Below are 12,132 nucleotides of genomic sequence, written 5' to 3'. Positions count from 1 at the left end.
AAACCGCCATTCTACCCGATGCTGCAATACGGCATCGGGGGCGACCAAACGTCGCCCCCTCGTCCGGGCGGGCTCAGCCGCCGGCGGCCGGATGCTTGCGCAGGTCGTCCAGCACCTGCTCGGCGGTGACGTAGCCACCGAGCTGGCGGCCGTCGGCGGTGAACACCGCCGGGGTGCCATTCACGCCCAGCCGCTCGCCCAGCTCGAACTGCTGCTTGACCGGGTTGTCGCACTGCGCCGGCTTGGGCGCGTGACCTTCCTTGGCGGCAGTGAAGCTGGCCTTGCGATCGGCCGCGCACCACACCGAGACCATCTCGGTATAGGTCGGCGTGGGCCGGCCGGCCGTGGTGGTGACGCCCTCGCGCGGCCAGGCCAGGTACTCCACCGCGATGCCGGCCTTGGTGAAATCGTCGATGTGCTCGTGCAGCTGGCGGCAGAAGCCGCAGTTGACGTCGGTGAACACGGTCAGCGTGGTCTTGGGGTGAGGCGGGGCGAAGATGATCCGCTGCGCCGCCGGCACGGTCGCCAGCTGCGCCTTGCGAAAGCCGGCCCAGGCGCCGTCGCTGAGGCTCTTGCGCGCCGCCACGTCGACCAGGTCGCCGTTCATCATGTACTTGCCGTCGGCGCTGAGGTAGACCAGCTGGCCCGAGGCGATCACCTGATAGAAGCCCGGCAACGGCGAAGGCGCAATCGAGTCGATGCGCACGTTGGGGCCGAAGTTGCCGATCGCCGCGCGCAGGGTCTTTTCCACCGCCGGCGGCACGCCGTCATCCGCCGCCGCGGCAACACCCACCGTCAGGCTGCCCAGGCACAGCGCAAGCGCAAGCTTCTTCCACATCGCGATCAACCTCTCTAACCGGCAGCGCCCGCGGCGCCACAAAAAGGAGCTGGATTCTCGCACAGGCCGCTGAACGGTTCGGTGCGCGCTCGCCCGGTTGTGCTCACTGCGACGCTCAGCCGCGCGGGTGGTGCTGCGCATGCAGCCGCTTGAGGCCTTCCTTCGCCACCAGCGTGTAGATCTGGGTGGTGCTGAGCGAGCTGTGGCCGAGCAGCATCTGCAGCGCGCGCAGGTCGGCGCCGTGGTTGAGCAGGTGCGTGGCGAACGAGTGCCGCAGCACGTGCGGCGACACGCGCGCAGCGGGTATCCCCACCGTCAGTGCGTAGCGCTTCACCAGCGTCCAAAACATCTGCCGGGTCATGCCCTCGCCGCGGTTGCTGAGGAACAGCGCCGCCGGCTGCCGACCCCGCGCCAGTCCCGGCCGCGCGCTGGCGAGGTACGCATCGATGTGTTCCAGCGCCACCTCGCCGACCGGCACCAGCCGGTCCTTGCCGCCCTTGCCGGTGACCCGGGCCACGCCCTGGCGCAGGTTGAGCCCGCTCAGCGGCAGCTCCACCAACTCGGACACGCGCAGGCCGGAGGCATACATCAGCTCGAGCATCGCGCGGTCGCGCAGGCCGAGCGCGGTGGAGGTGTCCGGCGCGTGCAGCAGGCTTTCGATCTCCCGCTCGGCCAGCGCCTTGGGCAGGCTGCGCGGCGTCTTGGGGCGCTCGATCAGCCGCGTCGGATCATCGAACCCCGGCTCGTTGCGGGCGACGAATCCGTAATAGCGCCGGAACGACGATTGCCGCCGCGCCAGCGAGCGCACCGCCACCGGGGTGGCGCCGTGGTAGGCCGACAGATCCTCGCGTCGGGCGTCGCGCAGCGCGCGGCCGCGACCGGCCAGCCAGCGCGCCAGCGCCTCGAGATCCTGCCGGTATGCCTCCAGCGTGCGATCGGACAGGCCGTCCTCGGACCACACCTGCTCGAGGAAGGCGGCGATGCTGCGGCGGTCCGCTTCGGCGATACTGATGCGGTTTTCCTCTTTCATGCGTGCATGCTGGACACCGCACGCGCGCGACGCAAGCGACGCCATGACCGACTCCCCCGCCTCCCTCCCCTGCCCGCTGTGGCGCCGATTGATCGCGCTGGTCTACGACCTGCTCGCGGTGGTGGCGATCGTGATGGTGGTCGGGCTGGTGTGCCAGCTGGCGACCGGCGGCCGCGTCGTCACCACCGGCGCGCAGACCGCGATCGCGTGGTGGTACCGGCCGCTGCAGGCGGTGGTGGTGTCGGCGTACTTCGTGGTGTCGTGGCTGCGCGGCGGCCAGACGCTGGGCATGCGTCCGTGGCATCTGCGCGTCACTGCCCGCGACGGCACCGCAGCGGGGCTGCGGCAGGCGCTGGTCCGCGTGGTGGTGGCCGGACTGCCGCTGGCGCTGCTGGCGCTGGCCCCGCTGCTGGGCTTGCGCGGCGCGCTGTGGGCGACCCTCGCCGGGTGGGTGGTCTGGTTCGCGCCGGCGCTGGTCGATCGGCGCCGGCGCGCCCTGCACGACATCGCCGCCGGCACCGAAGTGCGCCGCTTCGACTGACGCACCACAGACGCGACCGGCGTTCGCGGGCACACTGCCGGACATGAACCAGCCCCACACCGCCACACGTACCGCCACCGGCCCGACCCGCAGCGCCGACGAGGTGCTGCGCACCAACCGCCGCTTCTACGAGGCGCTGTGGTCCGAAGCCCGGCTGATCGCCCCGGAACGCTTCAACACCTGGCCACTGTTCGGAAGCCTTGCCGGCGCCGCGCGCCAGCGGCTGGAGGTGGCGCCGGGCCTGCGCCCGCGCCTGCCGCTGGCGGATACCTGCTTCGTCGACATGAGCCACGCGGCGCTGCGCGGCCTGGGTCGCCACGGCGCACGCGCCACCCACGCGATGATCGGCGCGCTGCCGTTCGCCGACGCGCAGTTCGACCTGGTCTGCGCGCTGGACATACTCGAGCACGTGGTCGACGACGCCGGCGCGCTGGCCGAGCTGGCCCGCGTGGCCACGCCCGACGCCACGCTGCTGCTGTCGGTACCGCTGGACCCGGACGCCTGGACCGCCTTCGACGATTTCGTCGGCCACTATCGCCGCTACGAGCCGGCGCAGATCGCCGCGATGCTGGCCGGCCACGGCTGGCACATCGAACGCAGCGCGATCTACGGCATGAAACCGGAGTCCTCGCGCCTGCTCGACCTGGGCCAGTGGTTCCTCACCCATCAGCGCGAACGCGCGATGTGGTGGTACAACCGCGTGTTCATGCCGCTGGGGTTGCGCCTGCAGAAGCCGCTGGCCTGGCGCGACGGGCTGGGCGACATCGAGGGCGTCGACGAGCTGCTGCTGGTATGTCGCCGGGACGGATCGTGCGGCAGCGCAACACGACGCGTCGAATCGGACTAAGATCAGCGCTTTACGCCCCACGGTCCTCCCTCATGCTTTATCAGATCCACGAATGGCAGCGCGCCTTCCTCGGCCCGCTCAGCCATTTCGCCGAAGCCAGCGCCAAGATGCTCAACGACCCCGCCAGCCCGCTGGCGCAGTGGCCGGGGGTGGAGCGCTGGGCCGCCGGTTACGAGCTGATGCACCGCCTCGGCAAGGATTACGAGAAGCCCGAGTTCAACCTGCACCAGGCGGTGGCGCACGAGCACGAGATCGCCATCGTCGAGCGCGTGGCGCTGGACAAGCCGTTCTGCCAGCTCAAGCGCTTCAAGCGCTTCAGCGACGACCCGGACACCATCGAGAAGATGAAGGCCGACCCGGTGGTACTGGTGGTGGCGCCGCTGTCCGGGCACCACGCCACGCTGCTGCGCGACACCGTGCGCACGCTGCTGCGCGACCACAAGGTCTACATCACCGACTGGGTCGACGCGCGCATGGTGCCGCTGAACCAGGGCGCGTTCGGGCTGGACGACTACGTCGCCTATATCCAGGAGTTCATCCGCCACATCGGTGCCGAGTCGCTGCACGTGATCTCGGTGTGCCAGCCGACCGTGCCGGTGCTGGCGGCGATCTCGCTGATGGCCTCGCGCGGCGAGACCACCCCGCGCTCGATGACCATGATGGGCGGCCCGATCGATCCGCGCCGCAGCCCCACCAGCGTCAACAACCTGGCCACGCGCCAGCCGCTGTCGTGGTTCAAGGGCAACGTAATCCACACCGTGCCCACCAACTATCCGGGCCACGGGCGCGAGGTGTATCCGGGCTTCCTGCAGCACGCCGGCTTCATCGCGATGAACCCCAGCCGCCACCTCAACTCGCACTGGGATTTCTATCAGGACCTGGTGCGCGGCGACCTCGACGACGCGCAGTCGCACCGCAAGTTCTACGACGAATACAACGCCGTGCTCGACATGCCCGCGCAGTTCTACCTCGACACCATCGCCAAGGTATTCCAGCAGTTCCTGCTGCCGCGCGGCGTGTGGGACGTGGCGGGCGAGCGCGTGGACCCGTCGGCGATCAAGCGCACCGCCCTGCTCACCGTGGAAGGCGAGCTGGATGACATCTCCGGCCTGGGCCAGACCGAGGCCGCGCACGACCTGTGCACCGGCATCCCGGCGAAATCGCGCGCCCACTGGGTGATCGAGGGCGCCGGCCACTACGGCATCTTCAGCGGCCGCCGCTGGCGCGAGACGGTCTACCCGCAGGTGCGCGATTTCATCCGCCGGTTCGACCAGCGCAAGGCGTGATGATCCGACAGTGCAACGCCCGGCACGCATGAGCGCGCCGGATTACCAGGCCATCCTCGACACCATCGCGACCGAGATGCGGCCGCGGCTGGCGCAGGGCCATGTGGCCGACTACATCCCGCGGCTGGCCAGCGTGCCGCGCGGGAAATTCGGCATGGCGGTAGTCACCCTCGATGGCCAGCTCCACCGCACCGGCGACGCCGACGAGGCGTTCTCGATCCAGAGCATCTCCAAGGTCTACACGCTCACCCTCGCGCTGCAGGCGGTAGGCGAGCGGCTGTGGGACAGGGTAGGCCGCGAACCGTCCGGCAGCGCGTTCAATTCGCTGGTGCAGCTGGAAGTCGAACACGGCGTGCCGCGCAACCCGTTCATCAACGCAGGAGCCCTGGTGGTGGCCGACGTGGTGCTGGCCAGCCATGCCGATGCGCGGGCCAACCTGTTGGCCGCGGTGCGCGGCTGCGCGGCCAACCCGGACGTGCGCGACGATCCGGAGGTGGCGGCCTCGGAGAAGGCGCACGGCTACCGCAACGCGGCGCTGGCGAACTTCATCCGCAGCTTCGACAACCTCGCCCAGCCGCTCGACGCGGTGCTCGATTTCTACTTCTACCAGTGCTCGCTGGCGATGAGCTGCGTGGATCTCGCCCGCGGCTTCCTGTTCCTGGCCAACCAGGGCCGCTGCCCGTGGTCGGGCAAGGCGCTGCTGTCGCCGGACCTGGCCAAGCGCATCAACGCGCTGATGCTCACCTGCGGCACCTACGACGCGGCCGGCGACTTCGCCTACCACGTGGGCATGCCAGCCAAGAGCGGGGTCGGCGGCGGCATCGTCGGGGTCATTCCCGGCAAGCTCGCGGTGGCGGTGTGGTCGCCGGCGCTCAATGCCAAGGGCAACTCGCTGGCCGGCAGCCTGGCACTGGAGCGCTTCACCAGCCTGACCGGCCTGTCGATTTTCTGATCGACCCTGCGCGCTCGACGCGCACGCGTGACTGGCGCGCTCAGCCCGCGAAGAACGCCTCGAACGCCGCCACCGTGCGATCCACGCCCTCGTCGTCCACGTCCAGGTGGGTCACCAGCCGCAGCGTGGGCGTGTAGCCGATGCCGATGCGAATCTCGTGCGCCCGCAGATGGACGTCCAGATCGCGCAGCCGCTCCACCGGCACGTCGACGTAGACCATGTTGGTGTGCTGGCCGAGCAGCTTCACGTTGGCGATCGCCCCCAGCCCCTCGGCCAGCCGCGCGGCGCGGGCGTGGTCGTCGGCGAGACGCGCCACGTGATGATCCAGCGCATACGTGCAGGCGGCGGCGAGCAGGCCGGCCTGGCGCCAGCCGCCGCCGGCGACCTTGCGCCAGCGCCGTGCCTTGTCGATCAGTTCGGCGGAGCCCACCAGCACCGAACCCACCGGCGCGCCGAGGCCCTTGGACAGGCACACCGACACGCTGTCGAAGTGTTGCGTGATCTCGCGCGCCGGCACGCCGCAGGCCACCGCGGCGTTGAACAGCCGCGCACCGTCCAGATGCAGACCCAGGCCGCGCTCGCGGGTGAATGCGCGGGCGGCCGCGAGATAATCCAGCGGCAGCGCGCGGCCCCACCAGGTGTTCTCCAGAGCGAGGATCTTCGTGCGCGGAAAATGCGGGTCGATCGGCTTGATCGCTGCGACCACCTTGTCCAGCGGCAGCGTGCCATCGGCATCCTGCGGGATCGGCTGTGGCTGGATCGAGCCGAGCACGGCGGCGCCACCACCTTCCCAGCGGTAGGTGTGCGCATCGGCGCCGACGATGTACTCGTCGCCGCGCTCGCAGTGCGCCATCAGCCCGACCAGGTTGGACTGGGTGCCGGTGGGCACGAACAGCCCGGCCTCAAAGCCCAGGTCGTCGGCGAGCCGCTGCTGCAGCGCGTTGACCGTGGGGTCCTCGCCGTAGACGTCGTCGCCCACCGCCGCCTCGACCATCGCCGCGCGCATCGCCGCGGTCGGTCGGGTCACCGTGTCACTGCGCAGATCCACCCAGGCCACTGGCGTCACTCCTCATGCAAGAACAAACAAGCGCGCAGCATGACCGCAGCGCCCCGCTCCGGACAAGCCGCCACACGCCATGGCGACGCTTCGCGACCGCGGCATCGGACGGGCGCGCTTCCACGGGCCATCCACGCCGGCGCGGGCATGGTCGGGACTTCCGCCCGCTTCAGGAGCACTGCATGGCCAGCCAGGATCGCAAGGGGGGAGAGTCGAACACCGTGGTGATTGCCGCGCTGGTCGGCAACCTCGCCATCGCGGTGGCCAAGTTCACCGCCGCCGCCTTTTCGGGCAGCTCGGCGATGCTGAGCGAGGGCGTGCACTCGCTGGTGGACACGATGAACGAGGTGCTGCTGCTGTACGGCCTGCACCGCGCGCGCAAGCCGGCCGACGACAGCCATCCGTTCGGCTACGGGCGCGAGCTGTATTTCTGGAGCTTCATCGTGGCCCTGCTGGTGCTGTCGATGGGCGCCGGCGTGTCGTTCTACGAGGGCGTGTCGCACATCCGCCATCCGCAGGCGGTGGAGGATCCGCTGCCGAGCCTGATCGTGCTGGGGGTGTCGGTGCTGTTCGAAGGCGGCTCATGGTGGATGGCGCTGCGCGAGTTCCGCCGGCGCAAGGGCAAGCAGGGCTACGTCGAGGCATTCCGGCAAAGCAAGGATCCGAGCGTGTTCTCGGTGTTGCTCGAGGACAGCGCCGCGCTGCTGGGCCTGCTGATCGCCGCCGCCGGGCTCGGCCTGGCGCAGATGCTCCAGATGCCGGTGTTCGACGGCATCGCCTCGCTGGGCATCGGTGCGGTGCTGGCGTGTTCGGCACTGCTCATGGCGCGCGAGACCAAGGGCCTGCTGATCGGCGAGTCGGCCCGCCCCGGCGTGGCGCAATCACTGATGCGCATCGCCGGGGACGATGACGACGTGCGCACCGCCAACGGCGTGCTGACCGTGCAGATGGGCCCGAACCGGATGGTCGCCGCGCTCAGCGCCGAGTTCGAGGACGCACTGGCCACGCCGCAGATCGAGGCCTGCATCGGCCGCATCGAATCGCGCGCCAAGGCCGAGCACCCGGAGCTGGCCGCGCTGTTCATCAAGCCGCAGACGCCGCAGACCTGGCGCGCACGCCGCGCCGCGCTGGGGCAGCAGGACAAGCTCACGCACTGAGCGGCGCCTTGCGCCGGTACTCAGCGATGGCGGCGGAAGTAGAACCACGCGGCGATCGCCAGCACCGTGGCCGGCAGCAGGTTGGCCAGCAGCGGCGGCACGCCGTAGACGGTGCCGAAGTTGATCATCGCCTGCTGCAGGAAGTACCACGCGATGGCGATCAGGATGCCGATGAAGATGCGCTTGCCCAGCCCGCCCGAACGCAGGCTGCCGAAGGCGAACGGCATCGCGCACAGCACCAGCACCAGCACGTTGAGCGGGTACAGCGCGCGGGTCCAGAACGCCACCGCGTAGACGCCCGGGCTCTGGCCGTTGCTTTCCAGGTAGCGGATGTTGCGCCGCAGGTCGCGCATCGGCAGGTACTGCGGCTGCACCAGCGACTGCTCCAGCACGCGCGGGTTGAGCTTGGCGTCCCACGGCGCGCTGGCGGCGGTGGTGGTGTGCGTGCCGGCCGCGTCCAGGGTGGTGGTGCGCACGCCGGTGAGCGTCCAGTGCCTGCCGTCGTGCTGCGCGCCGCGTGCCCAGTCGAGCCGGGTGAGCTCGCCGTCGTCGGCGAAGGTGAACACGCGCACGTCGGCCAGTTCCACCTGGTTGTGGCCTTTCACTTCCTTGAGCAGGCTGGCCTTGGCGTTGATCACGCGGTTGCCGTCACGCGCCCAGAGCCCGCTGGAGCCGGCCATGCCGACGGCGCCACCCTTCTGGCGCAGCTGCATCGCCTGCGCCTGCTGGTCGCCCCACGGCGCGGCGGTCTCACCGAGGATCACCACGCCCACGATCAGCACCGCCACCACGCCCGCGGCGGAGGCGGCGATGCGCAGTTGCGACATGCCGGCCGCACGCAGCGCCGTCAGCTCACCGCTGCCGGCCAGGCCGCCCAGCCCGAGCAGTCCGCCGATCACCGTGGCGTAGCCGAAGTTCTCGTACAGCCGGCGCGGGAAGGTCACCAGCACGTACAGCGCCGCGTCGGTGACGGTGAAACCGTTCTTACCGACGTGGCCGAGCTGGCGCAGGAACTGCAGCACCGCGTCGAGCCCGGCGATGAGGAACCACACCGTGAGCAGCGCGCCGAGCACCGTGGTGCCGATCAGCCAGTCGACCCGGCGCACGCGCATCGGGCTCATGCGCTCACCCGCGGGCGGCGCGCGGGCACGCGGCGCGGCTGGTACTGGCTGCGGAAGATCCACGCGCCGATCGCGAACGTCACCAGGCTCACCAGCCACATCGGCCACGCGCTGTGCCAGTGGCCCTTGCTGATCTGCCCGTTGCACAGCGCCAGCAGGTTCTCGTAAAGGAAGAACGCCAGCACCGCCAGCAGCAACCGGCCGTAGCGCGCCTCGCGCGGGTTCTGCTTCGCCAGCGGCAGCGACAGCATCATCAGCACCAGCGCCATCACCGGCGAGCCGATCCGCCAGGCCAGCTCGGCCCGCGCCTCGGCGGTGTCGGTGCGCGCCAGTGCCAGGGTGTCGAGGTTGTGGATCGGATCGTTGTCGCTGTCGCCGCCCTGCACGTTGGTCAGCGAAGCGTCGTTGCGCTGGTAGCGGATGCGCCGCCAGTTGTCCGCGCCCAGCGGCAGCTCGTACTGCCAGCCGTCGAGCAGCGCCAGGAAGCGCCCGTTGCCGTCGCTCTCCTGATACAGCTGGCCGCTGTCGCCGGTGATCACGCGCAGGTGGGTGAGCCCGTCGTCGCCCTTGCGCTCGGTGGCGATGAAGGTCTTGCCGAGCTCGCTGCCGTCGCGGCTGAGCGTGTCGACGAAGATCACGCCGTCCTTGCCCGGCAGCTCGGTAAAGCGGCCGGCGTCCAGGCCAGCGGCAATCACCGAGCGGTTGGCCGCGTCCACCAGCGCATTGGACGTGCGCGAGGCCCACGGCCCCAGCCACAGCGACACCGCGCCCACCGCCAGCGCGATGGCGACGGCCAGCATCGCCACCGGCCGCAGCAGGCCGCGGGCGCCCATGCCGGACGAGGCCAGCACGTGCATCTCGCTTTCGCGGTACATGCGCCCCATCGACCACAGCGCACCCACGTAGCCCGACAGCGGCAGCAGGTTCGACAGCCCGTCGAGCATGTTCAGGCCCAGCACCTGGAACATCACGCTGGCCGGATAGCTGCCGTTGGCGACCTGCTGCAGCACGTGCGCGAAGCTGCTGCCGGCCAGCACCGTGACGAGCACGATCGCGGTGGCGGCCATGGTCTGGCCCAGCTCGCGCAGGAAGTAACGGTCGAGGATGCTCAGCATGCGATAGAATCGAGGGTCCCGCGCCACACCCTCGAGGGTGCTGGCAAACCGCAAGTCTAGCCTGTCCGGCTATGCCGGCGCCCACCGCAGGACCCTTCCATGACGCTTCAGTTCAGCCTTGCCAACGCCTCTCCCGAAACCGTCGATGCCGCCTGCGTGGTGGTCGGCGTGTTCGAAGGTGGCGTGCTCTCCAGCGCCGCGGCGCGGATCGACAGCGCAGCCGAAGGCGCCATCAAGCGGCAGGTGGAAAGCGGCGACATCACCGGCAAGGGTGGCAGCGCCACGCTGCTGTTCGCGCCCGCCGGCGTCACCGCGCGGCGCGTGCTGGTGGTGGGCATGGGCCCGCAGAAATCGTTCGACGCGGCACGCTTCCAGCGGATCAACGCCGACGCCGCCCGCGCGCTGGGCAAGCTGCCGGTAGACAGCGCCGCCTCGTTCCTCACCGAACTGGACGTGCCCGGCCGCGACGCCAGCTGGCGCCTGCGCACTGCGGTGCTGGCGGCCGACCATGCCAACTATCGCTACACGGCCACCTTCAAGCCGCGCGACAAGAGCAGCCAGCCCGAGCTGGCCACGATGATGTTCGCCGCCCCGGACGATGCCCGCGCCGGGCTGGACCAGGGCCTGGCCATCGCCGAGGGCGTGCGCTTCGCGCGCGAGCTGGCCAACCTGCCGCCGAACATCTGCACCCCGGCCTACATCGCCGACCAGGCGCAGGCCTTCGCCGATGGCGAGGGCGACAAGGTCAGCTGCCGCGTGCTGGATGAAGTGGAAATGGAGAAGCTCGGCTTTGGCTCGCTGCTGGCCGTGGGCCGCGGCTCGGCCAACAAGCCGCGCCTGATCGCGCTGGAGTACAAGGGCGGCAACGAAGGCGACGCGCCCTACGCATTCGTCGGCAAGGGCGTGACCTTCGACTCCGGCGGCATCAGCCTCAAGCCCGGCCCGGGCATGGAAGAGATGAAGTTCGACATGGGCGGCGCGGCCGGCGTGCTGGGCGCATTCGTCGCGGCGGTGAAGCTGGGTGTCAAGAGCAACCTGGTGTGCGTGGTGCCGAGCGTGGAGAACATGCCCGACGGCGACAGCTACCGCCCCAGCGACGTGCTCACCAGCCTCTCGGGCCTCACCATCGAAGTGCTCAACACCGACGCCGAAGGCCGGCTGATCCTGTGCGACGCGCTCACCTGGACCGCGCAGACCTACAAGCCGCACACCATCATCGACGCCGCCACGCTCACCGGCGCCTGCGTCGTGGCGCTGGGCAAGCATGCCTCCGCCGTGATGAGCAAGCACGACGACCTCGCCGCCGAGCTGGTCGCCGCCGGCGAGACCGCGCTGGACCGCGCCTGGCGCCTGCCGCTGTGGGACGACTACCAGGTGCAGCTGGAATCGGGCTTCGCCGACGTCGCCAACATCGGCGGCAAGAGCGCCGGCGCGATCACCGCGGGCTGCTTCCTGTCGCGCTTCACCGAAGGCCAGCGCTGGGCGCACCTGGACATCGCCGGCACGGCGTGGGACGAGGGCCGCAAGGGTCTGGCCACCGGTCGCCCGGTGTCGCTGCTGGCGCAGTGGCTGCTGGATCGCGGCTGATGAGGGGCGGGGAACGGGGAACGGGAAACGGGGAACGCACGGCATCTCGACGCCGTGCCGTCAGCCGTTTTTCCCTGCAGCCGGAGCGAGCGCCGAAGTGGCGACTGCGCACCCTGGTCACGTTCCCCGTTCCGCGTTCCCCGTTCCCTGCGCTGTAACCCCATGCCCCGCGCCGATTTCTACCTGATCGACAAGCCGCGCTTCCGCGAGCAGCCGCTGCTGCTGGTGTGCGAGCTGACCAAGCGCGCATTCGCGGCACAGCAGCCCACGCTGATCCTGGTGCGTGACTTCGAGCAGGCCGAGGCGGTGGACGACCTGCTGTGGTCGTTCGACGAGGACGCCTTCCTTCCGCACCAGCTGGCCGGCGACGACGACGATGCCGACACCGCGGTGCTGATCGTGCCGCCGGGCGTGGAGACGGCCGACCGCCCGCTGGTGATCAACCTGCGCGAGGAGTGCCCCACGCTGACGTTCGAGCGCGTGCTGGAAGTGGTCGCCGCCGACGAGGCCGAACGCACCGGCTCGCGCGCCCGCTGGCGCGAGTACGCGCGGCGCGGGTTCGAGGTGAACAAGTTCGACATGTAAGCGCGCGCCCGCTCCG

At 70.2% G+C, this 12,132-nt stretch carries 12 protein-coding genes; 7 read left to right on the top strand and 5 right to left on the bottom strand.

Annotation, left to right across the window (positions count from 1 at the left end):
* Positions 1-73: 73 nt before the first annotated feature.
* Positions 74-838, bottom strand: a complete 765-nt coding sequence (locus VFG40_RS05715) for a DsbC family protein (RefSeq protein ID WP_324895813.1) — start codon at positions 836-838, stop codon at positions 74-76.
* A 115-nt stretch (positions 839-953) separates the two neighbouring features.
* Positions 954-1,868 (bottom strand): site-specific tyrosine recombinase XerD, encoded by a 915-nt coding sequence (gene xerD, locus VFG40_RS05710; protein WP_324895811.1) that lies wholly within the window; start codon positions 1,866-1,868, stop codon positions 954-956.
* Positions 1,869-1,911: 43 nt separating this feature from the next.
* Between xerD and VFG40_RS05705 the strand changes: the two genes are divergently transcribed.
* The 4 genes from VFG40_RS05705 to VFG40_RS05690 are packed head-to-tail and all read left to right on the top strand — an operon-like array spanning position 1,912 to position 5,494.
* A complete protein-coding gene (locus tag VFG40_RS05705) occupies positions 1,912-2,409 on the top strand; it encodes an RDD family protein (RefSeq protein ID WP_324895809.1) in 498 nt (165 codons plus the stop codon).
* 43 nt (positions 2,410-2,452) lie between these two features.
* Entirely contained in the window at positions 2,453-3,256 is an 804-nt protein-coding gene (locus VFG40_RS05700; protein WP_324895807.1) for a class I SAM-dependent methyltransferase, read from the top strand.
* Positions 3,257-3,288: 32 nt separating this feature from the next.
* A complete protein-coding gene (locus VFG40_RS05695) occupies positions 3,289-4,542 on the top strand; it encodes a polyhydroxyalkanoate depolymerase (protein WP_324895804.1) in 1,254 nt (417 codons plus the stop codon).
* A 28-nt stretch (positions 4,543-4,570) separates the two neighbouring features.
* Positions 4,571-5,494 (top strand): glutaminase, encoded by a 924-nt coding sequence (locus VFG40_RS05690; RefSeq protein ID WP_324895802.1) that lies wholly within the window; start codon positions 4,571-4,573, stop codon positions 5,492-5,494.
* 40 nt (positions 5,495-5,534) lie between these two features.
* Here the strand turns inward: VFG40_RS05690 and ltaE are convergent, their stop codons facing one another.
* Complete coding sequence (ltaE, locus tag VFG40_RS05685) at positions 5,535-6,551, bottom strand: low-specificity L-threonine aldolase (RefSeq protein ID WP_324895800.1); 1,017 nt, start codon at positions 6,549-6,551, stop codon at positions 5,535-5,537.
* Positions 6,552-6,733: 182 nt separating this feature from the next.
* Here ltaE and VFG40_RS05680 point away from each other — a divergent pair, with 182 nt between their 5' ends.
* Positions 6,734-7,708 carry a cation diffusion facilitator family transporter gene (locus VFG40_RS05680; RefSeq protein ID WP_324895798.1) on the top strand — a complete coding sequence of 325 codons (975 nt, stop codon included), beginning with the start codon at positions 6,734-6,736 and terminating at the stop codon, positions 7,706-7,708.
* 20 nt (positions 7,709-7,728) lie between these two features.
* Here VFG40_RS05680 and lptG read toward each other — a convergent pair whose 3' ends face one another.
* Together lptG and lptF are read right to left on the bottom strand one after the other, a co-directional pair.
* A complete protein-coding gene (lptG, locus tag VFG40_RS05675; RefSeq protein ID WP_324895796.1) occupies positions 7,729-8,829 on the bottom strand; it encodes an LPS export ABC transporter permease LptG in 1,101 nt (366 codons plus the stop codon).
* A complete protein-coding gene (lptF, locus tag VFG40_RS05670) occupies positions 8,826-9,944 on the bottom strand; it encodes an LPS export ABC transporter permease LptF (protein WP_324895794.1) in 1,119 nt (372 codons plus the stop codon). Before lptF ends, lptG begins: the two co-directional genes overlap by 4 nt.
* Before the next feature lie 99 nt (positions 9,945-10,043).
* On the opposite strand from lptF, the gene VFG40_RS05665 reads away from it, so the two are divergent.
* Together VFG40_RS05665 and VFG40_RS05660 are read left to right on the top strand one after the other, a co-directional pair.
* The gene (locus VFG40_RS05665; protein WP_324895792.1) at positions 10,044-11,531 is read left to right on the top strand and encodes a leucyl aminopeptidase; all 1,488 of its coding nucleotides are present in this window, start codon (positions 10,044-10,046) and stop codon (positions 11,529-11,531) included.
* 162 nt (positions 11,532-11,693) lie between these two features.
* The gene (locus tag VFG40_RS05660; protein ID WP_324895790.1) at positions 11,694-12,116 is read left to right on the top strand and encodes a DNA polymerase III subunit chi; all 423 of its coding nucleotides are present in this window, start codon (positions 11,694-11,696) and stop codon (positions 12,114-12,116) included.
* Positions 12,117-12,132: the final 16 nt, after the last annotated feature.

The organism is Dyella sp. (genome assembly GCF_035685805.1).
Classification (GTDB): domain Bacteria; phylum Pseudomonadota; class Gammaproteobacteria; order Xanthomonadales; family Rhodanobacteraceae; genus Dyella_A.
This window is presented reverse-complemented; position numbering and strand designations above follow the sequence as displayed.

Bases quoted from the DNA above. Each gene is read 5' to 3' on its own strand.
- VFG40_RS05690 (WP_324895802.1), top strand. From the start codon at position 4,571: ATGAGCGCGCCGGATTACCAGGCCATCCTCGACACCATCGCGACCGAG.
- VFG40_RS05665 (WP_324895792.1), top strand. From the start codon at position 10,044: ATGACGCTTCAGTTCAGCCTTGCCAACGCCTCTCCCGAAACCGTCGAT.
- VFG40_RS05695 (WP_324895804.1), top strand. From the start codon at position 3,289: ATGCTTTATCAGATCCACGAATGGCAGCGCGCCTTCCTCGGCCCGCTC.
- VFG40_RS05705 (WP_324895809.1), top strand. From the start codon at position 1,912: ATGACCGACTCCCCCGCCTCCCTCCCCTGCCCGCTGTGGCGCCGATTG.
- VFG40_RS05700 (WP_324895807.1), top strand. From the start codon at position 2,453: ATGAACCAGCCCCACACCGCCACACGTACCGCCACCGGCCCGACCCGC.
- xerD (WP_324895811.1), bottom strand. From the start codon at position 1,868: ATGAAAGAGGAAAACCGCATCAGTATCGCCGAAGCGGACCGCCGCAGC.
- lptF (WP_324895794.1), bottom strand. From the start codon at position 9,944: ATGCTGAGCATCCTCGACCGTTACTTCCTGCGCGAGCTGGGCCAGACC.
- VFG40_RS05715 (WP_324895813.1), bottom strand. From the start codon at position 838: ATGTGGAAGAAGCTTGCGCTTGCGCTGTGCCTGGGCAGCCTGACGGTG.
- lptG (WP_324895796.1), bottom strand. From the start codon at position 8,829: ATGAGCCCGATGCGCGTGCGCCGGGTCGACTGGCTGATCGGCACCACG.
- VFG40_RS05680 (WP_324895798.1), top strand. From the start codon at position 6,734: ATGGCCAGCCAGGATCGCAAGGGGGGAGAGTCGAACACCGTGGTGATT.
- VFG40_RS05660 (WP_324895790.1), top strand. From the start codon at position 11,694: ATGCCCCGCGCCGATTTCTACCTGATCGACAAGCCGCGCTTCCGCGAG.